At 63.6% G+C, this 23,592-nt stretch carries 24 protein-coding genes and 1 pseudogene; 15 read left to right on the top strand and 10 right to left on the bottom strand.

The genetic code is table 11. From position 1 onward, the window contains the following. From C7441_RS17860 to C7441_RS17870, 3 genes and pseudogenes are all read right to left on the bottom strand, one after another. Positions 1-106: pseudogene (locus C7441_RS17860) on the bottom strand (acyl-CoA dehydrogenase family protein); the annotation flags it as partial. 3 nt (positions 107-109) lie between these two features. Then, positions 110-1,405: a 4-aminobutyrate--2-oxoglutarate transaminase gene (gene gabT, locus C7441_RS17865; protein WP_109614044.1), complete on the bottom strand. Its 1,296-nt coding sequence runs from the start codon at positions 1,403-1,405 to the stop codon at positions 110-112. 133 nt (positions 1,406-1,538) lie between these two features. After that, a complete protein-coding gene (locus tag C7441_RS17870; protein ID WP_244916194.1) occupies positions 1,539-2,123 on the bottom strand; it encodes a cupin domain-containing protein in 585 nt (194 codons plus the stop codon). A 245-nt stretch (positions 2,124-2,368) separates the two neighbouring features. Here C7441_RS17870 and C7441_RS17875 point away from each other — a divergent pair, with 245 nt between their 5' ends. The 13 genes from C7441_RS17875 to C7441_RS17935 all read left to right on the top strand — a co-directional run bounded on the left by C7441_RS17875 (position 2,369) and on the right by C7441_RS17935 (position 14,310). After that, a complete protein-coding gene (locus tag C7441_RS17875; RefSeq protein WP_244916195.1) occupies positions 2,369-3,133 on the top strand; it encodes an IclR family transcriptional regulator in 765 nt (254 codons plus the stop codon). After that, complete coding sequence (locus C7441_RS17880) at positions 3,130-4,848, top strand: hypothetical protein (RefSeq protein ID WP_109614047.1); 1,719 nt, start codon at positions 3,130-3,132, stop codon at positions 4,846-4,848. The genes C7441_RS17875 and C7441_RS17880 overlap by 4 nt, the downstream gene beginning before the upstream one ends. After that, positions 4,845-5,573, top strand: coding sequence for a hypothetical protein (locus C7441_RS17885; protein WP_109614048.1), 729 nt, complete (start codon positions 4,845-4,847; stop codon positions 5,571-5,573). The genes C7441_RS17880 and C7441_RS17885 overlap by 4 nt, the downstream gene beginning before the upstream one ends. Then, entirely contained in the window at positions 5,570-6,541 is a 972-nt protein-coding gene (locus C7441_RS17890) for a dipeptidase (RefSeq protein WP_109614049.1), read from the top strand. The genes C7441_RS17885 and C7441_RS17890 overlap by 4 nt, the downstream gene beginning before the upstream one ends. Before the next feature lie 24 nt (positions 6,542-6,565). Further along, entirely contained in the window at positions 6,566-7,612 is a 1,047-nt protein-coding gene (locus C7441_RS17895) for an ABC transporter substrate-binding protein (protein ID WP_109614050.1), read from the top strand. Positions 7,613-7,696: 84 nt separating this feature from the next. After that, positions 7,697-8,545, top strand: coding sequence for an ABC transporter permease (locus tag C7441_RS17900; RefSeq protein WP_170125176.1), 849 nt, complete (start codon positions 7,697-7,699; stop codon positions 8,543-8,545). Between the two features lie 2 nt (positions 8,546-8,547). Further along, positions 8,548-9,339 carry an ABC transporter permease gene (locus tag C7441_RS17905; protein WP_026060577.1) on the top strand — a complete coding sequence of 264 codons (792 nt, stop codon included), beginning with the start codon at positions 8,548-8,550 and terminating at the stop codon, positions 9,337-9,339. Positions 9,340-9,379: 40 nt separating this feature from the next. Then, on the top strand, positions 9,380-10,441 hold the full coding sequence (locus tag C7441_RS17910) for an ABC transporter ATP-binding protein (protein WP_109614052.1): 1,062 nt from the start codon (positions 9,380-9,382) through the stop codon (positions 10,439-10,441). A 17-nt stretch (positions 10,442-10,458) separates the two neighbouring features. Next, the gene (locus tag C7441_RS17915; protein ID WP_109614053.1) at positions 10,459-10,848 is read left to right on the top strand and encodes a RidA family protein; all 390 of its coding nucleotides are present in this window, start codon (positions 10,459-10,461) and stop codon (positions 10,846-10,848) included. 157 nt (positions 10,849-11,005) lie between these two features. Continuing rightward, the gene (locus C7441_RS17920) at positions 11,006-12,031 is read left to right on the top strand and encodes an ABC transporter substrate-binding protein (RefSeq protein ID WP_109614147.1); all 1,026 of its coding nucleotides are present in this window, start codon (positions 11,006-11,008) and stop codon (positions 12,029-12,031) included. Between the two features lie 127 nt (positions 12,032-12,158). Continuing rightward, a complete protein-coding gene (locus C7441_RS17925; protein ID WP_109614054.1) occupies positions 12,159-13,361 on the top strand; it encodes a pyridoxal-phosphate-dependent aminotransferase family protein in 1,203 nt (400 codons plus the stop codon). Between the two features lie 165 nt (positions 13,362-13,526). Then, the gene (locus C7441_RS17930; RefSeq protein WP_109614055.1) at positions 13,527-13,922 is read left to right on the top strand and encodes a (R)-mandelonitrile lyase; all 396 of its coding nucleotides are present in this window, start codon (positions 13,527-13,529) and stop codon (positions 13,920-13,922) included. A 157-nt stretch (positions 13,923-14,079) separates the two neighbouring features. Then, positions 14,080-14,310: a tautomerase family protein gene (locus C7441_RS17935; RefSeq protein ID WP_109614056.1), complete on the top strand. Its 231-nt coding sequence runs from the start codon at positions 14,080-14,082 to the stop codon at positions 14,308-14,310. Positions 14,311-14,404: 94 nt separating this feature from the next. Here the strand turns inward: C7441_RS17935 and guaA are convergent, their stop codons facing one another. The 4 genes from guaA to C7441_RS17955 all read right to left on the bottom strand — a co-directional run bounded on the left by guaA (position 14,405) and on the right by C7441_RS17955 (position 18,576). After that, on the bottom strand, positions 14,405-15,967 hold the full coding sequence (guaA, locus tag C7441_RS17940; protein WP_109614148.1) for a glutamine-hydrolyzing GMP synthase: 1,563 nt from the start codon (positions 15,965-15,967) through the stop codon (positions 14,405-14,407). 111 nt (positions 15,968-16,078) lie between these two features. Beyond that, positions 16,079-16,711 carry a 5'-methylthioadenosine/S-adenosylhomocysteine nucleosidase gene (locus C7441_RS17945; protein ID WP_109614057.1) on the bottom strand — a complete coding sequence of 211 codons (633 nt, stop codon included), beginning with the start codon at positions 16,709-16,711 and terminating at the stop codon, positions 16,079-16,081. A 4-nt stretch (positions 16,712-16,715) separates the two neighbouring features. Beyond that, on the bottom strand, positions 16,716-17,174 hold the full coding sequence (locus C7441_RS17950) for a PaaI family thioesterase (protein ID WP_109614058.1): 459 nt from the start codon (positions 17,172-17,174) through the stop codon (positions 16,716-16,718). A 112-nt stretch (positions 17,175-17,286) separates the two neighbouring features. After that, entirely contained in the window at positions 17,287-18,576 is a 1,290-nt protein-coding gene (locus C7441_RS17955; RefSeq protein ID WP_109614059.1) for an RsmB/NOP family class I SAM-dependent RNA methyltransferase, read from the bottom strand. Positions 18,577-18,763: 187 nt separating this feature from the next. Between C7441_RS17955 and C7441_RS17960 the strand changes: the two genes are divergently transcribed. Beyond that, the gene (locus C7441_RS17960; RefSeq protein ID WP_109614060.1) at positions 18,764-19,021 is read left to right on the top strand and encodes a hypothetical protein; all 258 of its coding nucleotides are present in this window, start codon (positions 18,764-18,766) and stop codon (positions 19,019-19,021) included. 96 nt (positions 19,022-19,117) lie between these two features. On the opposite strand, the gene katA is transcribed toward C7441_RS17960, so the two are convergent. Next, positions 19,118-20,620 (bottom strand): catalase KatA, encoded by a 1,503-nt coding sequence (gene katA / locus C7441_RS17965; protein WP_109614061.1) that lies wholly within the window; start codon positions 20,618-20,620, stop codon positions 19,118-19,120. Between the two features lie 154 nt (positions 20,621-20,774). Between katA and C7441_RS17970 the strand changes: the two genes are divergently transcribed. After that, positions 20,775-21,689, top strand: coding sequence for a hydrogen peroxide-inducible genes activator (locus C7441_RS17970; RefSeq protein ID WP_109614062.1), 915 nt, complete (start codon positions 20,775-20,777; stop codon positions 21,687-21,689). On the opposite strand, the gene hisG is transcribed toward C7441_RS17970, so the two are convergent. Further along, complete coding sequence (hisG, locus tag C7441_RS17975; protein WP_019173067.1) at positions 21,690-22,391, bottom strand: ATP phosphoribosyltransferase; 702 nt, start codon at positions 22,389-22,391, stop codon at positions 21,690-21,692. After that, positions 22,388-23,509, bottom strand: coding sequence for an ATP phosphoribosyltransferase regulatory subunit (locus tag C7441_RS17980; protein ID WP_109614063.1), 1,122 nt, complete (start codon positions 23,507-23,509; stop codon positions 22,388-22,390). The genes hisG and C7441_RS17980 overlap by 4 nt, the downstream gene beginning before the upstream one ends. Positions 23,510-23,592: the final 83 nt, after the last annotated feature.

Below are 23,592 nucleotides of genomic sequence, written 5' to 3' on the forward strand. Positions count from 1 at the left end.
CGGCGGCAAAGGCGGCCGCCGCATCGCGGATCATCCGCTCGTCCTCCGAAAGCTGCCCTTCAAGCAGAAACGGATCTTCCCAAACAAAACTGGCTTTAGCGCTCATAAATCATGCCTCCACGGCCGAGAATGCGGCCTCGATCGAAGCCTCGAGAATGTCGAGGCCTTCCTCTAGCGTGTCTTCGCCGATGGTCAATGGCGCAAGAAGCCGGATGACATTGGCACGCGTACCGCAGGAAAGCAGAATCAGCCCGCGCTTCTCCGCTTCCGCGACGACGCGGTTGGTAAGGTCCGGCGAAGCCTTCTTCGACTGGCGATCCTCGACCAGCTCGAAGGCCACCATCGCGCCGAGGCCACGCACGTCGCCGATGCGTTCCATGCCCTGGCGCTCGGAGATCAGGCGCAGGCGCGCGGTCATGCGATCGCCGACCATGGTGGCGCGCTCGCACAGTTTCTCTTCCTCGATCACGTCGAGCACGGCATTGGCGGCAGCGACCGCCAGCGGATTGCCGGCATAGGTGCCGCCGAGCCCCCCGGCATGGGCAGCGCTCATCACTTCCGCGCGGCCGGTGACGGCCGAGAGCGGGAAGCCGCCGGCAAGGCCCTTGGCCATGGTGACCAGATCGGGCTTCACGCCGGCATGTTCGAAGCCGAACATCTTGCCCGTGCGCGCCATGCCCGCCTGCACCTCGTCGGCGATCAGCAGGATGCCATGACGATCCGCGATCTCGCGCAGGCGCACCAGGAACTCCTTCGGCGCGACATTGAAGCCGCCCTCGCCCTGCACCGGCTCTACGATGAAGGCCGCGATCCGCTCGGGATCGACATCGGCCGCGAACAAGCGCTCCAGCGCCTCGATGGCGACATCCACCGACAGGCCGATATATTCGTTCGGGAACGGCGCGTGGTAGATTTCCGCCGGGAACGGCCCAAAGTTCTTCTTGTAGGGCGCGACCTTGCCGGTCAGCGCCATGCCCAGCATGGTGCGGCCGTGGAAGGCGCCGGAAAAGGCGATGATGCCCGAACGCTTCGTATAGGCGCGGGCGATCTTGACTGCGTTTTCGACGGCTTCCGCGCCCGTGGTGACCAGCATGGTGCGGTTTTCCGCACCGGTCGGCGCAACGGCGTTCAGCCGCTCGGCCAGGCGCACATAGCTCTCATAGGGCGCGACATGGAAGCAGGTGTGCGTGAAGCGCATCGCCTGATCCTGCACGGCCTGCATCACCTTGGGATGACGGTGGCCGGTGTTGTTGACGGCGATGCCGGCGGCGAAATCGATGTAGCGCTTGCCGTCTACATCCCACAGCTCGGCATTCTCGGCGCGGTCGGCGAAGATGGCGCGCGTGCCGACGCCGGGCGCGACGGCGGCTTTCTGACGGGCCTGCAAGTTTTCTGCGATGGTCATTCTGGTCACCTCCGGGAAAGATAGACCGCCCTTATCATCGCTCAATATTTTGAGCAATATGTGGACAAAATTCTTGCCGGAACAGGACCAATCAACACCCGGAAACAGGTGAGGGCACGAACGCGGAGCAGCCTTAGAGATAGGGCGGCGTGCAGGCCGAGATAACAATCGTGCGACTGTCGGAGACATTGCGGAAACGGTGCGGGATGCGGCTGTCGAAGAGATAGGATTCTCCCGTCTTCAGCACGCGCACCTCGTCGCCCACCGTGACCTCCAGTTCGCCCTCCACCACGAAACCGCCTTCCGAAGAGGCGTGCTGCAACAGCGTTTCGCCCGTATCGGCCTGGGGTTCATAGACCTCGTGAAGAATTTGCAGATTATGGCCGCGCGCATCGCCGATCTGGCGGAACATCATGCGCCCTGGCCCGTCGCCTATGGCATTGGCCGCAACCTTCGAGGTCAGATCGACAAGCTGGTCGGCGTCGAAAAACGGCCCGGTTGGCAGCGTGCGCTCGGGCTCGAAGAAGTCGGCCATGCTCACGCCCAGCCCGCTCAGAATCTTGCGCAACGTCGAGACCGAAGGACTGACCTTGTTCTTCTCGACATTCGAAATCTGCGCATGCGGCACGCCGGCACGGTCGGCCAACTGGCGCTGGGACAGGCCGGCGGCACCGCGCATCGCATTCAGCCGCGCACCGATATCGAACTGGTCGTCCACTTGCCAAACCTCTCTTCCACAATGCCGCATCGGCAGGCCTGCCTGCTCAATTTCGCAGACAGCATAACCTCGATACGATCATTATTTTAGCCAAAAGGCACGCGTTCCGCGACCGAAAACGACAAATCCCGAAAAAATTATCGCCAGCGATTCCAATCGGATGCCGCCAATTCGCGGCGCGCCGGCAGGCAAAGGCCCTCCCAGGCCAGTTGACAGCCTTGGGCATCGACGAAATTATATTCGACATGGATACAGAATATTCAAATAGAATACAAGAGCAAAGCGGGGTCCGACCGCTCTCCACCGTCATCAAGACGCTGGCCGTGCTCGACGTTCTTGCATCCAGCCCGCGCGGCATGCGCCTGCAGGAAGTGGCGGCCGCCATGAACCTGTCGCGCCCGACGGCCTACCAGCGGTTGCTCACCCTCATCGAGGCCGGCTGGGTCGAGCAGGACGAGGAAATGCGCTACCGGCTCTCCATGCATTCCTGCCGCTTCGCGGCGGCCGCACTCGAACAGGCCGATCTCGGCGCACGCGTGCAGCCAGTTCTGGAAACGCTGGTGGCCAAGGTGAAGGAGACGGCTTCCGTCGCCGTGCTCGACAAGGGCCTGCCCTTCGTCGTCGCGCGCGTGGATTCGGAAAGCCTGCTGCGTGCCGAACAGAAAATCGGCACGACATTCGAACTGGAGGGCTCTGCCTCAGGCCGCATTCTCACAGCTTTTGCCGATGCCAACACGTTGGCGCGGCTTCGCCAGAACGGCGACAAGCTTGCCGCGGAAGACATCCTCGCCGAAGCCCGCGCCAACGGCTACGCGATCTCCAGCGGCTACACGCACAGCGGCGTCATCGCCATCGCCGCGCCGATCTTCGACATACGCGGCAAGTGCTTCGCCACGCTGTCGCTCGTCATGCCCGAGACCCGTTTCGAGCTCGAAAACTTCAAGCAGCCGCTGCTCGACGCCGCGGCTGCCATCACCAGCATTCAGCAAGGGGGACCTTCGGTGAGATGACAATCGCGCCGCACGATCCACGACATACCGGCCAACCCGGCCTTCGCCCCGGCGCGCAGGTGATGCGGCCGGAAAGCCTCGCCGCTATCCAGCCGTCGCGCCTCAGCGGCGCGCGCGCCTTCATGAACAAGATGCTGCGCGAACGCTGGGACATTTCCATCGAGCGTTTCGACGTAAACGTCGAGTCCGAAGGTGTGTGCGTCTATTCGATCAAGGCGCCGACCATGGAGTTCAGCTTCATCGGCTTCTCGCGCCCGCCGAGCCGCACCGCGCGCACCGGCCGCATCATCGGCCAGGCCTGGGACATGATGGGCGCGCTGATCGAGGGTCGCGCCACGGAAGCCGACATCCAGTCGGCGCGCGAGGAATTGCCCAAACTCTACACCGGCCGCGCCACGCCGCACACGCTGATCTGGTGCCGGTCGAACCGCTCAATGCGCGTGTTCGACCAGACGCTGGATGCATTGGCCGAGGGGCGGCAGCCATCGGTCGATGACTTGTCCAAGGTCTGCTACCTGATGCGCAACACCGGGCTGGACGGCAACGGCACCTTCGGCACGCGCTCCTTCCCGTCGCTGGGCCGCGCGCATCCGCTGGGTGGCGTGCTGCAGGCGCAGCTTCTCACCGCTTATATGATGCGCGAATATTCCTGCGACCTGGTGGAGCATCTCGCCAGACTGAAGTCCGACAAGGCCGTGCCGCTCGATCCGGCGATCCGCCGCTATCTCGGCGTCGGCAACGGCTCGGCGTTGGGCCTGATCTTCTTCATCCATCGTCATCCGCGCCTCGTCGACCAATGGCTCGGCGCACGCGAGGCGATCATCGCCAAGGCCCGCGCCCTTGAGGTTGGAGCAGGCGATGCGCGCGTCCGGCATCTGCTGGAACTGGTGCGCATCGCGATCACGTTCCGCAAGCAGGACCGTATGGTCTACGAAGCCTTCACCTCGAGCGACGAGGTGGCGGTCGATCTCGAGCAGGCTGCTGCTGCCCTCTCCGAACTCTGCGAGAACGGCACGCTGGACGAGCAGACGCACGCCTATCCGCTCGACGTTCTGGTCAGGCGTTTCGAACAGACGGCAAAACCGGAATCGGTCGAGACCCTGCTTTCGCTGCTGATCGAGATGTTGCCCGATGAGGCGGACGAGATGTTCGCAGAGATCGATGCGCCGGACGAATTCACCGTTTCGCCCGCGGAGAGCATCGAAAGCCTCGCTGCCACCGTGCGTGAGGAATATGACTGGGCGCTCGCGGCCGACATGACCTCGCCGGACGCCTATAAATATGTCTGGTACAAGTCCGAGACGGCCGAGGAGCCGCGTCGGGGCGATCGAGAGGAAGTGCCGGAAGCGCTGGACCTCGGCCTCGACATTTGCGGCGGCGTGCAGGCGCTTATGGCCGACATCGCTGCCGAAACGCTCACCACAACCGTCGCGCGTTTCCTGCTGAAACACCCGCAGCATCGCTATCTGGTGGCACGCATTCAAAGCCTGCGCGGGCGCGCCTATCATACACCACGCGCCAACATCAACGCGGAAGCCTTCATCCCCATCGACCTCGTGCGGCTGATGAATTGCGGCATCCACGGCATCGACAAGACGCGCGACTTCCTCAACCGCAATCTGCGCGGCGTGCTCTATCACGGCGCGCCGACCCGGGACGACATCCGCTCGGGCTATTCCGGCACATGGTTTTATCCCGCGGAGCCCGTTCAATGACCGCATCCTCCCAAGACCAGTTCCTGCGCGTCATGCCCCGGGAAATGCGCCTGATGTCCGAGCGCATCTTTTCCATGTCCGGCCAGCCGAAGGGTTTTTTCCTGGCCGTGCAGGACATGGCGATGTACTCGCAAAAACTCGGCCTTGGCGGCTTCGCGCTGCTGGAAGAACGTTTTGAAAGCCTGCGCAGCGCGCGGCCGGAAAAGGCCGCCGTGCTTTCCGAACAGGGCAGCGCGATGCGCTTCGACGGCGGCGGCCAGCATGCCTGGTTCGTGCTGCCGGCGCTGATCGATCTGCTCGGCGAACTCGTCGCGCGCTTCGGCGAGGCCGAAATCACGGTCGTCAACGTTATCGATCCTGACGAACTGAAGATCGCGACCGGGCTTGGCGGCCGCACCGGTCTTGCCGTGACCTTGGAGAACCGCGCCACACTCCAGGCCAGATCCCGGCCCATCACCGGCGATGTCAGCCAGGACGACCCGCTGTTGTGGGATGTGCTGGAAAACGGCCTCCGGATAGAAGCCGGGCTGTGGTGGCGGACCTACCATCTGGCCAAGAAGGCGCTCGCGCCCGACAGCGTCGTTTCGCGCCGCCATGCCGGCCCGATGATCGTCAACCCGGACGGCTCGGTTATTGGTCGCAAGGACAATGACGACGACACCGACATCAGCTTCCTGATGAAGCCGCGCGCGCTCGAACCCCAAACGGAAAGCACGAATTCATGATCATCGACGGTTTGCAGTGCGGTCATTTCGACCGTGGGGCCTTTCAGTCTCTTCAGAAGGCCGCCGTCGGCGGCGTGGTCGTGACCTGCGGCTTCTGGGAAGGCGCGGTGGAATCGCTGGACTCGCTCGGCCGCTGGCGCGATCTGGTGCGCGAAAACGCGGACGTGGCGGAGATCGCCACCACCTCCGAAGCCGTCGACCGCATCGGTCGCTCCGGCAAGGTGGCCGTTATCCTCGGCTATCAGAACGCCAATCTGTTCGAGGGGCGCATCCGCTTCGTGGAGTTCTTTGCCGAGCTTGGCGTGCGCGTCGTCCAACTCACCTACAACAACCAGAACGAACTCGCCGGAAGCTGCTACGAGGCAGAGGATTCCGGCCTTGCCCGCTTCGGCAAGGAAGTGGTGCGCGAGATGAACGCGGCCGGCATCCTTGTCGATTGCAGCCATGTCGGCGACCGCTCCACGCTCGATGCCATCGAGGCGTCGTCGAAGCCCATCGCCGTCACCCACGCCAATGCCCGCTCGCTGTTCGACCACAAGCGTAACAAGTCCGACGACGTGCTGAAGGCGCTTGCCCAGACCGGCGGCGTGATCGGCTGCGCGGCGTATCGCAATATCACCGGCGACGACTACTGCAAGTCGATCGAGGCCTGGTGCACCATGGTCGCCCGCACGGTCGAGATCGCCGGTATCGATTCTGTAGCCATCGGCACCGACCGCAGCCACAACTTCACCGCACCGGACTATGCCTGGATGCGCCAGGGCCGCTGGACGCGCGGCGTGGACTACGGCGCCAGCGCCGTCGGCCGGCCGCTCAAGGCGCCGCCGCCGGACTGGTTCCAGAAGGTCGAGGACCTCGACGTCATCCCCGGAGGCCTGCGCGCTGTCGGCTTCTCCGACGAGGAGGTCGCCAAGATCACCCACGGCAACTGGCTGCGTCTCTACGAGGCAACCTTCCGCAAACAGTAAGAGGTTCATGAGGAGGAGATCGGCATGACCGACGGCACATTCACGAGCATTCTGAAGCCCAGCCGCCGCAGCTTCATCAAGGGCGTCGGCGGCGCGATGACCGCGGCGCTGGCAATGCCCTACATTGCGCGGGCGCAGGCCGCGCCGCTCTACATCAACACCTGGGGCGGTCCCTGGGAAGATGCCGCCCGCGCCAATCTCTTCGACCCTTTCACCAAGGAAACGGGTATCGAGATTCGCACGCTCTCGCCGGTCTCCTTCGCCAAGCTCGCGCAGCAGGTGAACACCGGGACCTACGAATTCGACATCACCACACTTGGCGGCGGCGAGTTGGTCCGCGCCAACCAGGCAGGCATCATCGAGACGTTGGAGGAGCCCTATCCGGGCGGCCTGTTCGAGAACGGCATTGCCTCGCACGCCTTCGCGACCGTGATGGCATGGCGCAGCGACAAATTCGAGAAGGGCCCGCAGACCTGGGCCGAATTCTGGGACGTGGAACGCTTCCCCGGCGCACGCTCGATGCAGCGCTATGCCGCCCGCGTGCTGCCGATCGCACTGCTGGCCGACGGCGTGGCGGTGAAGGATCTCTATCCGCTCGACATCGACCGCGCCTTCGCCTCGCTCGACCGCATCAAGGATCATATCCGTGTCTGGTGGACGGCCGGCGCCCAGTCGACGCAAATCCTGCGCGACGGCGAGGTTGACCTGATCGGTATCTGGCACGGCCGCTTCTACGAGGCGCAGAAGGCCGGTGCGCCGGTGGCCATGAGCTGGAATCAGGGCGAGATCGACCGCGCCTATTGGGTGGTGGCCAAGGGAACGCCGAATGCCGAGGCCGCCAAAGCCTTCGTCAAGTTCGCCACCAGCGGCAAGCCGCTCGCCGGCTTTGCCGCGCAGGCCGACTATGGCCCGCTCAATCCGGCCGCTATCGAATTCGTGCCGCCGGAAGACGCCAAGCGCATGCCGACCGCACCGGAAAACTATTCCCAGACCTTCGAACAGGACATGAAGAACTTCGGCGCCGACACGGCCGAAGTCGCCGAACGCTTCGAGGAATGGGTAGCAAGCTGACGTTCGACTGACGCGGCGCGCCTGCGTCAAGTGAGTATGGCCGATGTCGCGCAAGACATCGGGCCAATGTACAAGGGGTATGCGATGGGCATTGGCATCGCGAAACTATCGCAAAGAACGAACCTGTGGCCCTGGCTTCTGCTGACGCCACTGGCGCTCTATATGGCCGTATTCTTCCTCGTTCCGCTGATCGACGTGGCGATCATGAGCGTGACCGAACCACGGCCGACGCTCGCAAATTATCAGCGCGTACTGACGGGCTCGCTCTATCTGCGGGTGTTCCTCAACACCTTCATCACGGCGGCGGTCGTCACCTTTGCCTGCCTGCTGGTCGGCTATCCGCTTGCCTATCTGATGGCCAGCAGCAAGCCGCGCACCGCAACCCTGATCCTGCTTCTGGTGACGATGAGCTTCTGGACCAGCTTTCTGGTGCGCACCTATGCCTGGATGGTGCTGCTGGGCAACAACGGGCCGATCATCTGGTTCTTGCAGGCGCTGGGTATGCAACAGTCGCCGCAACTCCTGTTCACCCGCTTCTCCTCCACACTGGCGATGGTGCACATCCTCGCACCCTACATGGTGATGAACATCTATTCGGTGATGCGCAAGATCGATCCGGTGCTGATCCGCTCGGCCGAAAGCCTCGGCGCGAAGGGACTGGCACTGTTCCGCCACGTCTACCTGCCGCTGACGGCGCCGGGGATCGCCAATGGCTCGGTTCTGGTGTTCGTCATCTGCCTCGGCTTCTACGTCACGCCCGTCTTGCTCGGCTCACCGCGCGAGCAGATGGTGGCCGGCCTGATCGGCAACCAGATCGACGAGTTCCTCGCCTTCGGCATGGGATCGGCCATGGCTATGGTGCTGCTGGTCGTGACGCTGGCGATCCTGACCGTCTACCACCGCCGCTTCGGCCTCGACAAACTCTGGGGTTGACCATGAATCGCTTTCTGCGCTGGCTCGGCATCGCGGTGGTGATCTTCATCGCCGCACCGCTGGTAATCGTTGTTCCGATGTCGTTTTCGAACGCACGTTCGCTGCAGTTCCCACCCCCCGGCTACTGGCTGGGCTACTATCAGGCCTATTTCACCGACTGGAGCTGGCTGCGGCCGACCTGGAACAGCATTTTGATCGCCACCGCCACCACGGTTCTGACCATGGCTCTGGTGGTGCCGGCCACCTTCGCACTGGTGCGTCATCGCTTCCGTGGCAAGGGTATCGCCGACCTGATGATGCTGATGCCGCTGGCGGTGCCGCATATCGTCATGGCTGTGGGCTATTATTCCTATTTCGGCAGCTTCGGCATCGTGCACACGCATCTGGGCGTCATCCTCGCCCATACCTGCCTGTCAGTGCCGATAGCCTTCCTGGTGCTGTCGGCCAATCTCAAAGGCTTCGACCGCACGCTGGAGCGCGCGGCGCTGAGCCTTGGCGCCAGCCCGACGCGAACCTTCATCCACATAACGCTGCCGATCCTGCGGCCCGGCCTGATCATCAGCGCGCTGTTCGCCTTCATCCAGTCCTTCGACGAGACAGTGGTGGCCATCTTCATCTCAGGGCGCAACGCCGAGACGCTCCCGCGAAAGATGTTCGACAGCATCCGGCAGGAGGCCGACCCGGTCATCGCGGTGATCTCGACGCTGCTGTTCGCAGCCGTGATCCTCGGCGTGACCGCGCCGCTGGTGGTCGCGCGCATCCGTAACAAACGAGCGCGCCTCGCCGCTGCTTGACCAATCCGGCGCGCCTGGCGGCGCTGCCACAGGAGTTTCCATGAGCTATTTGAAACTATCCGGCATTTCGAAATCCTACGGTCAGTTCAATGCCCTCGAAGCGGTCGACCTCGACATCGCCAAGGGCGAGTTCGTCACGTTCCTGGGGCCAAGCGGCTCGGGCAAGACGACGACCCTGATGATTATCGCCGGGTTCGAAAGCGCCACCTCCGGCCAGGTGGAGATCGAGAACAGGTCGTTGTTCGGCCTCGCGCCCCACCAGCGCAACATAGGTATCGTGTTCCAGAACTACGGCCTGTTCCCGCACAAGACCGCGGCGCAGAACGTCTATTTCCCGCTGCAGATGCGCGGCGTGAAGAAGGCCCCCGGCCTACGCAAGGCCGAAGAGATGCTGGAGCTGGTGGGCCTGAAAGATTTTGGCCATCGCCACCCCAAGGAGCTTTCCGGCGGCCAGCAGCAGCGGGTTGCACTGGCGCGCGCGCTCGTCTTCGAGCCGTCGCTCCTGCTGCTCGACGAGCCGCTCGGCGCCCTCGACAAGAACCTGCGCGAGCAGATGCAGATCGAGATCAAGCGCATCCAGCGCGCGCTCGGTGTCACTACAATCTTCGTCACCCACGACCAGTCCGAGGCGATGTCGATGTCGGACCGCATCGTGGTGTTCGAGAAGGGTCATATCCAGCAGGTCGCGAGCCCGCTGGAGCTTTACCACAGGCCGCAAACACGTTTCGTGGCCGGGTTCATCGGCGAGAGCAACCTGATCGATGTCAAGATCACCGACGCCGCGAAGGGCGAGGCCCGCAATGGCGCCATCGGTCCAATCGATTATGCTGTAAGCGACCGTGCATCGACCGGATCGGAGGCAACGCTGATGATCCGCCCCGAACACATCAAGCTTTCGCGCAACCCGGTCGGCGGACGGCAAAATGTGCGCATGAAGGTCGAGACCATCGTAAACTACGGCGACAACGCGCTGGTGGTCGGAAAGGTCGGCGATCACACGATGCGCGTGCGCGTTCTGGGGGCGGATGTCGTCATTATCCAGGAAAACGAGGAATGCTGCATCAGCTGGCAGCGCGACTCCGTTTACCTGATTGCCAAGTGATATGCGCGGAGACCGTCATGAACCTGCCGAACGATAGCGCCGCACTCGCCGATCTTGTCACCCGCCTGGGCATCGGCCAGCGTGCGAGCCTTGCCACCGCGCACAACGGAACCGGATACTTCGCCGTCACGCCGCAGGCGCCCTACGACGCATCGTTGAGCGTGACCGAACAGACCGCGCAGCTTCTGGCGAAGGCCGAAGCACGCCTTGCCGAAATCGGCAGCGGCAAGGACAAGCTGCTGTTCGTAGCGATCATTCTCGCCGACATGGCCGGCTATGCGGAAATGAACAGCGTGTGGGACGGCTGGGTCAGCGGCATCAATCCGCCTGGGCGCGCCTGCTTCGGCGCAGCACTCGCAAACCCCGCGCTGAAGGTCGAGATGATCATGGTCTGCGCGGTGCCCTAGGCGCGCATAGCCGAACCGCTCGCTTCCCGAACCCGCGGAGGCCGCCACATATCAAGCTTCACAAGACTGACCGCAACCCACGGCGCATCCGCGCAGATGTGCCGCCAACGGCGGTGGAATTCGCAACCAGGGAGGTAAAACCGTGTTGGAACAATCCTTGAACCTCAAAGCCAATCGCCGTCAATTCCTGATCGGCTCCGCAACCGCGCTTGCCGGCGGGCTTGCAATGCCGGCCATGGCGCGGGCCGAGACCAAGAGCATCTCGGTCAACTCCTGGGGCGGCTCGTGGCTGGATTCGGCTCGCGCCAGTCTCTTCGACCCGTTCACCGCCGAAACCGGCATCAAGATCGAGACGGTTTCGCCCGTGTCCTTCGCCAAGCTCGCCGCACAGGTGAAGACAGGTGTCTATGAGTTCGACGTCACCACGCTGGGCGCCGCCGAGCTTCTGCGCGCAAACCGGAGCGGACTGTTGGAGGACCTGCAAGAGCCCTATCCGGGCGGACTGCTGCAGAACGGCGTCGGCTCGCATGCCTTCGGTACGCTGATGGGCTGGCGTTCGGACAAATATGGCACGGAACCCAAGAGTTGGGCCGACTTCTGGGATGTCGAGCGCTTCCCCGGCACGCGCTCTCTGCAGCGCTACCCCGCCCGCGTGCTGCCTATCGCCCTGCTGGCAGATGGCGTGGCCAAGAAGGACCTCTATCCGCTCGACGTGGATCGTGCCTTCGCCTCACTCGATCGCATCAAGAAACACATCGTCGTGTGGTGGACGGCGGGCGAGCAATCCGCGCAGATCCTGCGCGATGGCGAGGTCGATATGATCGGCATCTGGAACAGCCGGTACTTCGCCGCGCAAGATGCCGGCTCACCGGTCGCCATGACCTGGAACGAATGCATTCTCGACAAGGCCTATTGGGTAGTGGCCAAGGGAACACCGAACGTCGATGCGGCCAAGGCGTTCGTCAAGTTCGCCACCTTGCCCAAACCGCTCGCCGGCTTCACCACAGCGCAGCAGGACGGGCCGCTCAATCCGGCCGCACTTCACCTGATCGACCCGGCGCAGGCCGAGCGCATGCCGACCAACACACGTTATGCCGACCTCGTCGTATCGCAGGACATCGAGAATTTCGGTATCGACCCGGCCGAACTCTCCGAACGGTTCGAGGAATGGATTCTCAGCTGACGTGGCATGAGACGGATGCCCCACTGGCCTAGCGCCAGCGCATTCCGGCCGCGCTAGACAATACAACGCGGGCGGCGCTGGCTTGTCCTCGCCGCCCGGTTCTACAGTTCCAGCTTCGGAAGCTCCCATGAGTCTCGCATTCGGTCGTCACTACCTGGCCATACCGGGTCCCTCGGTCATTCCCGACAGGGTGCTGGGCGCGATGCATCGCGCCGCACCCAACATCTATCAGGGCGAACTGGTGGAGATGATGCCCGGCCTGCTGCGCGACCTGCGGCGCGTAGCAGGCACCGAAAAGGCAAATGTCGCGATCTATATCGCCAACGGCCACGGCGCCTGGGAGGCGGCCAACGCCAATCTGTTCTCGCGCGGCAACAAGGTTCTGTCGGCCGTCACCGGACATTTCGGAAACACCTGGGCGCTGAGCGCGAGGAACATGGGCATAGATGTCGAGACCATCGACTTCGACAAGAGCCCCGTCGATCCCGCCCGCATCGAAGAGGCCTTGAGGGCCGACCGGGCACACCGCATCAAGGCCGTCTTCGTCACCCACACCGACACTGCAACCACCATCCGCAACGACATAGAAGCCGTGCGCAAGGCGATCGATGACGCCGGGCACCCTGCCCTGCTCGCGGTGGATGCGATCGCCTCTCTCGGCTGCGACCCGCTCCATTTCGACACCTGGGGCATCGACGTGCTGATCAGCGCAAGCCAGAAAGGCCTGATGACGCCTCCTGGCCTCAGCTTCATCTGGTTTTCGGACAAGGCGCTGGCCGCCTCCGAAGGGTCCGAACTGGTGACGCCCTACTGGGACTGGAAGCTGCGCAGCCAGAGCACGGAATTCTACCGCTATTTCGGCGGAACCGCGCCCACGCATCACCTCTACGGACTGCGCGAGGCGCTGACCATGCTTCTCGACGAGGAAGGGCTGGAAGCCGCATGGAAGCGCCACGCGGCGCTGGCTTCCAGCGTATGGGCCGCCTTCAAGGCGTGGTCCAGAGACAGCGACATCGCGCTCAACGTCGCGGACAAGACCAGGCGCTCGCATTCGGTGACGGGCGCGCGCATCGGGAATGGCGGCGCGATGCGCCTGCGCGAATGGCTGGAGAAGAATGCGGGCGTCACGCTGGGCATCGGGCTCGGCATGGCCCCACCGACCGAACCCGCCTACGGCGACTATCTGCGCGTCGCCCATATGGGCTACGTCAACGCGCATATGACGCTCGGCGTGCTTTCGGCCATGGAAGCGGGCATGCGCTCTCTTGGCGTCCCGCACGGCACCGGTGCGCTGGATGCGGCCGCACAGGCGATAGCCGAAGCGATCTGACCCGCCCGCCATCTTCGCTCTTGGCCTGCGGCTGGAGAGCTCCCATGGAAGCCAACGCCTCATTGACGGCCACGTGAGGGACGTCCACATTCACGGTGCGCGCCTCTGACCACCGGACGGCGCGCGCCCTAAATTTTGCCTATCCGCAGATGAACGAGGCCCACCATGGAGATCAAGAGAAGCGGTTCGCAGCCATCCGGCAAGGGACCCGCGGACTGGTTCACCGGCGCGGTGCGCATCGATCCGCTGTTTTCTCCTTCCGAACCGGCGCGGGTTACGGGCTCGCTCGTGACGTTCGAGCCCGGCGCGCGCACGGCGTGGCACACCCACCCGCTTGGGCAGGCGCTGATCGTTACGTCCGGGTTGGGCTGGGTTCAGCGTGAGGGCGGCGCGGTCGAGGAAGTCCGGCCGGGAGACGTCGTGTGGTTCGATCCGGGCGAAAAGCACTGGCACGGCGCCACGCCGGACACAGCCATGAGCCACATCGCCATACAGGAAAAGCTCAACGGCTCGCCGGTGGACTGGCTGGAACAGGTCAGCGACAGCCAATATAGCCGATAAGGGTTTTGCCAACCAAACTCATGATCGCCGGCGGTCTTTCGATTGCCAGTCACCGTGGCCATCGCTTTCCCGATGGCCTCACAGTCAGCCGGCCGGAAGCGGGACAGCAAGGAAGTCCCGCCCGGCCAATCAGCCAGATATATCGAGGGAAGCGGGCATGCCCCACATCATCGTCAAACTCTACCCAGGCAGATCCGAAGAGCAGAAGGCGCGCATCGCCGAGGAAGTGACCAAAGCCATGATGGCCGCAGCAAACTGCGCCGAAAAGTCGGTATCCGTCAGCATCGAGGACGTTGCACCCGAGGACTGGGCCGAGAAGGTCTACAAGCCCGACATCGTCGGTAAGGCGAACCTGATCTACAAGAAGCCCGGCTACGATCCGCTCTAAGCATTGATGTTAAAAACCCACCGACCCGCATGAGGGATCGGTGGGTGGTGTTCTCAGAACCGCATGGGACCGGTTGCCCCGCAAGGCACCCGAATTATTCCCACTCGATGGTTCCGGGCGGCTTGGAGGTTACGTCGTAGACGACGCGGTTGATGCCGCGCACCTCGTTGATGATGCGGGTGGCGGCGTTGCCGAGGAAGTTCATGTCGTAGTGGTAGAAATCGGCGGTCATGCCGTCCACCGACGTTACGGCGCGCAGCGCGCACACATATTCATAGGTGCGGCTGTCGCCCATCACGCCCACCGTCTGCACCGGCAGAAGCACGGCAAAGGCCTGCCAGATGGCGTCGTAGAGGCCTGCCTTGCGGATTTCGTCGAGATAGATCGCATCGGCGTTGCGCAGGATTTCCAGCTTCTCGCGCGTCACGCCGCCGGGGCAGCGGATGGCGAGGCCCGGACCCGGGAACGGATGGCGGCCGATGAAGCTGTCGGGCAGGCCGAGCTCCTTGCCGAGCGCACGCACCTCGTCCTTGAACAGTTCGCGCAGCGGCTCCACCAGTTGCATGTTCATGCGCTCGGGCAGGCCGCCGACATTGTGGTGCGACTTGATCGTCACCGACGGGCCGCCGGTGAAGGAAACGCTTTCGATGACGTCGGGATAGAGCGTGCCCTGGGCGAGGAATTCCGCGCCGCCAAGCTTCCTGGCCTCTTCCTCGAACACCTCGATGAACAGCCGGCCGATGGTCTTGCGTTTCACTTCCGGATCGCTCTCGCCTTCCAGCGCGGAGATGAAACGGTCGGAAGCGTCCACGAGGATCAACGGCAGGTTGTAGTGTTCGCGGAACATAGCCACTACATCGGCCGCCTCGTTCTTGCGCATCAGGCCGTGGTCCACGAGAATGCAGGTGAGCTGGTCGCCCACCGCCTCATGCACCAGAAGGGCCGCCACCGACGAATCGACGCCGCCCGAAAGCGCGCAGATGACCTTGCTCTTGCCAACCTGCTCGCGAATGGATTGCACCGCCTTCTCGCGATAGGTCGCCATGCTCCAGTCGCCCTGGATGCCGGCAATCCTGTGCACGAAATTGGCAAGCAACCGGGAACCGTCGGGCGTGTGCACGACTTCGGGGTGGAACTGCACGGCATAGAAGCGGCGCTTCTCGTCGGCAATCGCTGCAAAGGGAGCGCCTGCAGAGGTGCCGATGATGCGGAAGCCTTCAGGGAGCCCGGTGACGCGGTCGCCATGGCTCATCCAGACCTGATGGCGAGTGCCCTTGGCCCAGATGCCGTCGAAGAGCGCGCTGTCTTCCTCGATGGTCAGGAAAGCGCGTCCGAACTCGCGATCATGCCCGGCCTCGACCTTGCCGCCAAGCTGCGCGCACATCGTCTGTTCGCCATAGCAGATGCCGAGGACAGGAATGTTCGCCTCGAATATCTCCTGCGGCGCGCGCGGGCTGCCAATGTCGACGGTCGAATGCGGGCTGCCGGACAGGATCACAGCCTTGGGCTGGAAGCGCTCGAACGCTTCCTTGGCGGACTGGAATGGGACGATCTCGGAATAGACGCCGGCCTCGCGAACGCGACGCGCAATCAGCTGCGTCACCTGGCTGCCGAAGTCGATAATGAGGACGGTATCGGGATGGGTGTCGGTTGTCATGGCGAGCATTTAGAGAAAGTTGCGGTGCCGCGCAATGGGGAGCAGCACTTTGCAGCATGACACACAGGATTCTTTGGCTTCTGCGTGAGTTTTACGGACGCCTCGCGCCTGTCAGGGGCGAAGGCTGCCATCCAGGAGCGCCGCTTCGAGCTTCCCCACGGCAGCGGCAAGGTTCTCATCCACGATGTGCAGATATTCGGTCCAGTCGCCGACATGCCGCAATTCGGCCGCGCCATCGGAAATACCGCGCAGGCCGATCAGTGGCAGATTGAACAGATGGCAGGCGCGCAGCACCGCAAAGGTCTCCATATCGACCATGTCGGCGTCGATCGCATCATAGGCCGTGCCCGAGATGATCGCCGCGCCGGTGGATAGCCGCGCGCCGGGGAGGCCCGGCACGCCAAGCGGCATCGGCACGCTGACCGGCAGGTCGAGGAAAGGCGTCGCGCCCCTGGCAAAGCCCAATACCGACGCATCCATGTCGCGATAGGAAACCGATGTCGCCTGATAGACTTCGGTCTGCTCGAGCGTGCGGCTGCCGGCTGACCCCAGCGAGACGACGAGATCGGGCCGCGTGCCGTCTGCTTCCAGACGCGCCAGTTCCGCTCCCATACGCACGCCCGCTTCGACGGGGCCGACGCCGATCATGAAAGGCTTGAACAGCTTGCGCAGATGTGGGCCGTATTCGGCATCGACCGCCATCGCGAAGAGCACGGCCTTGCCGCCTATCGTCGTGAGCGGCATCGCGTCAGCCCGATATGCCGTCGCGTCCGCGCACGGTCATCATGGTGCCGGTCATGGTGGCGATAAGCTTGGCCTCGCCATCGGCGGCAAAGGCATAGGCCTGGCCGTCTGCCACCACGATGGTGCGGCCGGGCTTCGTCACCGACCCGCGAAACAGAAAGCGCTCGCCCTGCCCCGGCGCAAGCAGGTTCACCTTAAATTCGATGGTCAGCACCGCCGCATCTTCGGGCATGATGGAAAAGGCGGCATAGCCGCAAGCCGAATCGAGCGCGGTCGAGATGATGCCGGCATGCAGGAAACCGTGCTGCTGGGTGAGCTCGGCAGAATAAGGCATCTCGATCTCGACCACACCCGGCCGCACCAGCGTCAGCGCGGCGCCGATAGTGCTCATCGCCTGCTGGCGAGCAAAGGATGCCCTCACCCGTTCTTCATAGTCCGGTGAGGCTTCTATACGTTCAGCCATTGCCGAGCCCTCCCTGTCGTCAGCAGCTTATTGCAAAGGGCTGACGCAGAGGCAACCGTCAATGCTGCATTGCAACAACGTTTGCCGGCTGAAATGGGCCAGCGCGCTGCCGTCAACCGGACCGGCGCAAAGCTGCAAAGAAGAAGCCGTCGGTGCCGGTCCGGCCCGGTGTCAGCGAGATGCCGCGCGCCGGATCGATGCGGGCGACACCCGCTCTCCCGGAAAAATGCCTTTCCCAAAGGGCCGCATGATCGACGGGTTCGAAGCCTTGCCTGCGCGCCAGAAACGCGGCGACCTGATCGCAGTTCTCCTCCTCGAAGATGGAACAGGTCACATAGACCAGCAATCCGCCCGGCTTCACATTGGCATGCGCCGTATCAAGGATCATCGCCTGCTCTCCTCTGCGCACGTCGAGCTGGTGCCGGTTGAGCCGCCATTTGGCGTCGGGGCGCCGCCGCCATGTGCCGGAGCCGGTGCAAGGCGCATCGATCAACACGATGTCCATCCGACCTTCCAGATCAGCAAGGTCCGCAGGCCCCGCAAGCACCTGGACATTTCGGTTGTCGGAGCGGCGGATACGGTCGAAGATCGGATTGAGGCGCTGCCTCTCGACGTCATGGGCGAAGATCTGGCCGCGGTTTTCCATGGTCGCCGACAGCGCCAGTGTCTTGCCACCGGCACCGGCGCAATAATCGAGCACCTGCATGCCGGGCTTTGCCTCCGCCAGTTCGGCCGCGATCTGCGAGCCTTCGTCCTGCACCTCGAACCACCCATCCTGGAAGGCAGGCTCCGACTGGACATTGGGATGACGGCCGCTGCCATCTATGGGCGGAATGCGGATGCCATTCGTGGCAAGGGCGGCGGGGGCCGCGTTGGTGCCGGCAAGTTCGGCGATTATCTTTTCGCGGTCGGCCTTCAGCGTGTTGACCCGAAGGTCGAGCGGTGGGCGCGAGGCAAGGGCTGCACCCTCGGCGACCCAATCCGCGCCGAATGCCTGTTCCAGCAGGGGCGCGCACCAGTCCGGGCAATCCGCCCGCACGACATCGGGCGCCTGCGCCAGATCGCGCGAAGCGATCGTGGCGAGCTCATCCGCACTTAGCGGCGGCGGCGCGAAGCGATCGCCTTCCAGCGTGGTGTTGAGTGTTTCCGGGGTTTCGCGCCACTCCAGAAGCAGGGCTCCAAAACCGATGGCGCGAGGCGTTTCGTCCCCCACAAGCCAGCCGGCGGAACGCTTGCGGCGCAGGCCGTCATAGACGATGTTGCCGATCGCCGCGCGGTCGCCGGCGCCGGCGAAACGATGCGACAGGCCCCAATCCTTCAAGGCATCCGCAGCCGGCCTGTGCCGCTGCTCGATGTCTTCAAGCACTTCAATGGCTGCAGCCAGCCTTCCGCCAAGTCGCATATTCGGTGATCCCTGTTTCGGCTTACCCGTGACAGGGCCTGAGTAACGCCCGCCAGCCATGCGCACAAGCCTTGGTCGGAAAATCCGGTGATGTTCCAAAGAAAGTGCCGATAAACATTTCGTAATCCGGGAACGGCAGGCGCGCCTGCAAGTTTATCGGCCGGGACGCACTATGTGAGGTTTCAAAATGAAAAACCTTGTTCTTGCTTCTATCATCGCCATCACCTCCGCAATACCTTTCGGCCTCCCGGCTCAAGCGGGGGAAGCGACACTCTCCAACGCGCAATATGTGTATCGCGAGTGGGGTCCGCGCTACTACGGCCCCCGCCACTATGCTCCGCGCTACTATCGCCCCTATGGCTGGGCGCGGCATTGTCGCGTCGAGGTGGTCAGGCATCACCGCAACGGACATGTCTGGTACGACAAGGTGCGCGTGTGCCGCTAGAGACGACACGCCTGCACCCGCACCTGCTCAGGCTATGGAACAACACAAAAAGGGCGCGGCATCTGCCGCGCCCTTCAGCTTTCCCGGATGAGCTGCTTACTCGGCAGCTTCCTGCGGTGTTTTCTCGGTCACGGAGATCGCAGGCCGGTCCTTGCCGTCCGCCGCCGAGAGCGCCTTGCGCACGCCATTGCCGTAGTCGGGATGGATCCTGTCGAAATGCCCGAGCTGGCGCTCGACGATGAAGTCCGGCACGCCTCCCATCGCCGCGGCGATGTTGGAGAACAACCGGTTCTTCTGGCCTTCGTCGAAAAGGTTGAACAGCGCGCGCGGCTGCGAATAGTCGTCATTGCCGGCGCGGTGATCGTAGCGAGCCGCATCACCCGAAATGCGCATCGGCGGCTCCATGGCGGCAGGCAGTTCCACCGGCCCCCCGAAGGAGTTCGGCTCGTAATAGGCGTCCGGATTGCCCGTCTTGATGCCGCCATAGACGTTCATCTGCCCGTCGCGGTGGTAGTGATGCACCTCGTTACGCGGCCGGTTGACGGGGATGGACTCGTAGTGCGTGCCCAGCCGGTGGCGATGCGCGTCCGCATAAGAGAAGACACGCGCCTGCAGCATCTTGTCAGGCGAGAAGCCGATACCCGGCACGATGTTCGAGGGCGAGAACGCGGCGTTCTCGATCTCGGCGAAATAGTTCTCCGCGTTGCGATTCAGTTCCAGGATGCCGATGTCGATGGGCGGATAGTCGGCGTGCGGCCACACCTTGGTGAGGTCGAACGGGTTGTACGAGGTCTTTTCCGCATCCAGTTCGGGCATGATCTGGACCTGCATCTTCCAGCGCGGAAATTCACCGCGCTCCAGCGCGTTGAACAGGTCTTCCTGCGTGGATTCGCGGGTCTTGCCGATGACCTTCTCGGCTTCCTCGTTGGTCCAGTGCCTGTGGCCCTGCATGGATTTGAAGTGGAACTTCACCCAGTAGCGCTCGCCGGCATCGTTCCACAGCGAGAAGGTGTGGGAACCATAGCCGTTGATGTGGCGCACGTCGGTCGGCAGGCCACGGTCCGACATCAGGATGGTGACCTGATGCAGGCTTTCCGGGCTGAGCGACCAGAAGTCCCACATGGCAGTGGGCGAACGCATATTGGTCTTGGGGTGACGCTTCTGCGTGTGGATGAAGTCCGGGAACTTCAGCGGATCGCGCACAAAGAAGACCGGCGTGTTGTTGCCGACAAGGTCCCAGTTGCCCTCTTCGGTGTAGAACTTGATGGCGAAGCCACGCACGTCGCGCTCGGCGTCGGCTGCACCCATTTCGCCCGCAACGGTCGAGAAGCGCAGGATCAGCGGCGTTTCAGCGCCAGGCTGAAGCACCTTGGCCTTTGTGTATTTGGAGATGTCGCCGGTGATCTTCAGCGTGCCATGCGCACCCCAGCCCTTGGCATGGACGGCGCGCTCGGGGATTCGCTCACGGTTCTGGTGGGCCAGCTTTTCGATGAGCTGATAGTCCTGCAGGAGAACTGGACCGCGCTCGCCCGCCGTCAGCGAGTTCTGGTTGTCCGGTATCGGCGCCCCGGCCGAGGTGGTCATCGTGGGCTTCGTCATAGCTTCAGCCTCCTTCAAAAAGAGCTAGTCTGCTTTGGATTCTTTTCCTCCGGCATCCCGGTAGGCGAGACGCCAGTTTGGAACAATTCCAAGGTAGGGTCTCGCAATCATAAAAACAAATTGCCTTTTCTGCTCTGACTGATAGTTTTATCTTATGATACGACTTACAATTCGACAGATGCAGTATTTCTCGCTTCTGGCGCAGACCCTGCATTTCGGGCGCGCGGCGGAATTGGCCGGCGTGACGCAACCGGCACTGTCAGCGCAGATCGCGGAAATGGAAGAAAAGCTGGGCTGCCGCCTGTTCGAGCGGGGCGGCAAGACGGTGCGCCTGACCGAGGAGGCAGAGGCGCTGCTGCCGCGCGTCGAATCCATTCTGGCGGACATACGGGAAGTGGAAGCGATTGCACGGCGCGGCCGCACCGCCATGGAGGGCCGCTTCCGGCTGGGCATCATCCCCACCGTTGCGCCCTATCTCCTGCCACATGTGTTGCCCGTACTGAAGACACGCTTTCCCGCCCTCATGCTGGAACTGAGGGAGGCGGTGACGGCCTCGCTGGTGGAAGAAACCACCGCAGGCCGCCTTGACGGCTTTATCGCTGCCCTGCCCCTCGATTTTCCGGGCCTGGTCAAGGAAGAGCTATTTCAGGATCGCTTCTTCCTGGCGGTGGCGGAAAGCGACCCGGCCTTCGTTGCGCCACCTGTGGCACCCGACAGCCCCGCGCTGGAACGGCTGATGCTGCTTGAGGAGGGCCATTGCCTACGCGAACAGGCGCTGGCCGTGTGCAACACGGTAAAGCCCGTGGCCATGGCAAGCTATGGCGCGACCAGCCTGACCACGCTTTTGCAAATGGTGGCGCACGGGCTCGGCGTCACGCTGATTCCGGAAATGGCCGTGACAGCCGGCCGCGCCACGCGTGGCTTGAAGATCGTGCCGTTCACCGAACCTATGCCGGCACGCGCGATCTGCCTGGCGTGGCGGCGCAACAGCATGCGTCACGACGAATGCAAGGAACTGGCGAAAGTCCTGCGCGGGCTGCACGACGTGGTGCTGCCCCGCGCGGCGTAATCAGCCAACCGCGCCCGACACCGCCCCGGCGATGGAGCGCAGCGAGGCTTCATCGTTGGCGCTGCGGGATTTGCGCGAGGCGACCAGGCAGGCCTGTGAACGCAGGATTACGCCGTCGCTCAGGATTTTCAGGTGATTGGCGCGCAAGGTCGAGCCGGTCGTGGTGATGTCCACGATCACGTCGGCGGAGCCGGCGGCCGGCGCGCCTTCGGTGGCGCCAAGGCTTTCGACGATGCGATAGACCTGTATGCCGTGTTTCTGCGAGAAGAACTGCTGCGTCAGCCGCCAGTATTTGGTGGCTATGCGCAGCCGCCGGCCGTGACGCTGGCGGAAATCGGCGGCAACGTCATCGAGATCGGTCATCGTCTCGACATCGAGCCAGATCTGCGGAGCAGCCACCACCACATCGGCATGGCCGAAGCCGAGCCGCGCAACGATTTCGGCGCGGGCCTCCCAATCGGCAAGGTTCTCGCGCAGCAGATCCTCGCCGGTAATGCCGAGATCCACCGCGCCTTGCCCGATCTCGCCGGCAATCTCGGAAGCCGAAAGAAAGGCCACCTCGATGTCGTCGCGACCTTCGATGCGGGCGCGATATTTGCGGTCGTCTTCGGGCAGTTGCACCACAAGCCCGGACCTGGCCAGAACCTCGAGCGCCTGTTCCTTCAGGCGCCCCTTGGAAGGAATGGCAAGCGTGATCGTCATTGCCCGCGCTCCCTCAAAGCCTCGATGCGGTCCAGCCAGACCGAGAACCCCACGCCGGGTATCGCTTCACGGGCGCCCAACAACGTCAGCAGCCGGTCGTAACGACCACCGCCGACCAGCGGCGAGCCATCGTCGCGCCCGGAAATCTCGAAAACCATGCCTGTGTAATAATCGAGCGGGCGGCCGAAGGCAGCGTCGTAGCGCACCGCATCCGCAGGCAACCCATGCTCGGCAAGCGCCGTTGCGCGCGCGGTGAACTTGTCCAGCGCCGCCCCCAGCGACAGCGCCGCGTCGGCGGCAAAGCCGCGCAGCGCATCGGCAGCCTCACCGATCGGCACCTCGATCGCCAGAAAAGTCTTCAACGCGTCGAAGGCCTCGTTGGAGAGACGCACGCTGCGCAGTTCCGCCTTCTCGATCAGGCGGCGGGCGATGTCGCCGGGCGTGCGCCCGGCCGAAGGCGAGATGCCGGCCTCTTCCATGCCGCGCGACACATAGGCCGACAGGCCCTCGAAATCGCCATCCGCAACCAGCGAAGCGACCGGCTCGGTCAGCGCGCCGTTGCGTGGCGGGGTGGCCAGATCGGCAAGCGCGGCAGCGAGCATCTCGGACGAACCGAAGGCCCGCGCCAGCCGCATGCGCCAGCCGCGCGGCAGGCCAAGCGCCGCCAGCACCGCCTCGAAGACCGAATGGTCGCCCATGACGACACGCAAAGCCGCGCCGGGCAGCGCCAGTTCGAGCATGGCGTAGGCGTCGGCGATGGAGCGGGCATCGGCACGCGCGGTGTCCATGTCGCCCAGATCCTCGATGCCGGCCTGGAAGAACTCGTTGCCGCCTTCCCGGCGCTGGCGGAACACTTCACCGAGATAGCAGTAGCGGCGCGGCGTGCCCGACTGGCTGCGGATATGATCGCGGCACACCGGAATGGTGAACTCCGGGCGCAGGCACAGCGCTTCGCCCGTCTCGCTCTCTGTCAGGAAGATACGGCGACGCAAATCTTCGCCCGCCATATCCAGGAATGGATCGGCCGGCTGCAATACAGACACCTCGACGGCATCCGCCTGCCTGGCCGCGAAGAGCTTCAGAATATCGGGGGCTATGGCGGGATAGCGGGAGTTCATGGGCACACCATCGCGCGGCAAGCTATCAAGGATAGCGCCTTGGATTGCCCCCCGCCGGTCTGCCGGGAGCGCGAAAGGGCCCA

This window comes from Pseudaminobacter salicylatoxidans (assembly GCF_003148475.1).
Classification (GTDB): domain Bacteria; phylum Pseudomonadota; class Alphaproteobacteria; order Rhizobiales; family Rhizobiaceae; genus Pseudaminobacter; species Pseudaminobacter salicylatoxidans.

Coding starts and splice junctions, on each gene's coding strand:
- C7441_RS17980 (WP_109614063.1), bottom strand. CDS start 23,509: ATGAACTCCCGCTATCCCGCCATAGCCCCCGATATTCTGAAGCTCTTC.
- C7441_RS17935 (WP_109614056.1), top strand. CDS start 14,080: ATGCCCCACATCATCGTCAAACTCTACCCAGGCAGATCCGAAGAGCAG.
- hisG (WP_019173067.1), bottom strand. CDS start 22,391: ATGACGATCACGCTTGCCATTCCTTCCAAGGGGCGCCTGAAGGAACAG.
- guaA (WP_109614148.1), bottom strand. CDS start 15,967: ATGACAACCGACACCCATCCCGATACCGTCCTCATTATCGACTTCGGC.
- C7441_RS17960 (WP_109614060.1), top strand. CDS start 18,764: ATGAAAAACCTTGTTCTTGCTTCTATCATCGCCATCACCTCCGCAATA.
- C7441_RS17910 (WP_109614052.1), top strand. CDS start 9,380: ATGAGCTATTTGAAACTATCCGGCATTTCGAAATCCTACGGTCAGTTC.
- C7441_RS17890 (WP_109614049.1), top strand. CDS start 5,570: ATGATCATCGACGGTTTGCAGTGCGGTCATTTCGACCGTGGGGCCTTT.
- C7441_RS17970 (WP_109614062.1), top strand. CDS start 20,775: ATGATACGACTTACAATTCGACAGATGCAGTATTTCTCGCTTCTGGCG.
- C7441_RS17895 (WP_109614050.1), top strand. CDS start 6,566: ATGACCGACGGCACATTCACGAGCATTCTGAAGCCCAGCCGCCGCAGC.
- C7441_RS17900 (WP_170125176.1), top strand. CDS start 7,697: ATGGGCATTGGCATCGCGAAACTATCGCAAAGAACGAACCTGTGGCCC.
- C7441_RS17930 (WP_109614055.1), top strand. CDS start 13,527: ATGGAGATCAAGAGAAGCGGTTCGCAGCCATCCGGCAAGGGACCCGCG.
- gabT (WP_109614044.1), bottom strand. CDS start 1,405: ATGACCATCGCAGAAAACTTGCAGGCCCGTCAGAAAGCCGCCGTCGCG.
- C7441_RS17880 (WP_109614047.1), top strand. CDS start 3,130: ATGACAATCGCGCCGCACGATCCACGACATACCGGCCAACCCGGCCTT.
- C7441_RS17875 (WP_244916195.1), top strand. CDS start 2,369: ATGGATACAGAATATTCAAATAGAATACAAGAGCAAAGCGGGGTCCGA.
- C7441_RS17885 (WP_109614048.1), top strand. CDS start 4,845: ATGACCGCATCCTCCCAAGACCAGTTCCTGCGCGTCATGCCCCGGGAA.
- katA (WP_109614061.1), bottom strand. CDS start 20,620: ATGACGAAGCCCACGATGACCACCTCGGCCGGGGCGCCGATACCGGAC.
- C7441_RS17945 (WP_109614057.1), bottom strand. CDS start 16,711: ATGCCGCTCACGACGATAGGCGGCAAGGCCGTGCTCTTCGCGATGGCG.
- C7441_RS17955 (WP_109614059.1), bottom strand. CDS start 18,576: ATGCGACTTGGCGGAAGGCTGGCTGCAGCCATTGAAGTGCTTGAAGAC.
- C7441_RS17915 (WP_109614053.1), top strand. CDS start 10,459: ATGAACCTGCCGAACGATAGCGCCGCACTCGCCGATCTTGTCACCCGC.
- C7441_RS17925 (WP_109614054.1), top strand. CDS start 12,159: ATGAGTCTCGCATTCGGTCGTCACTACCTGGCCATACCGGGTCCCTCG.
- C7441_RS17905 (WP_026060577.1), top strand. CDS start 8,548: ATGAATCGCTTTCTGCGCTGGCTCGGCATCGCGGTGGTGATCTTCATC.
- C7441_RS17950 (WP_109614058.1), bottom strand. CDS start 17,174: ATGGCTGAACGTATAGAAGCCTCACCGGACTATGAAGAACGGGTGAGG.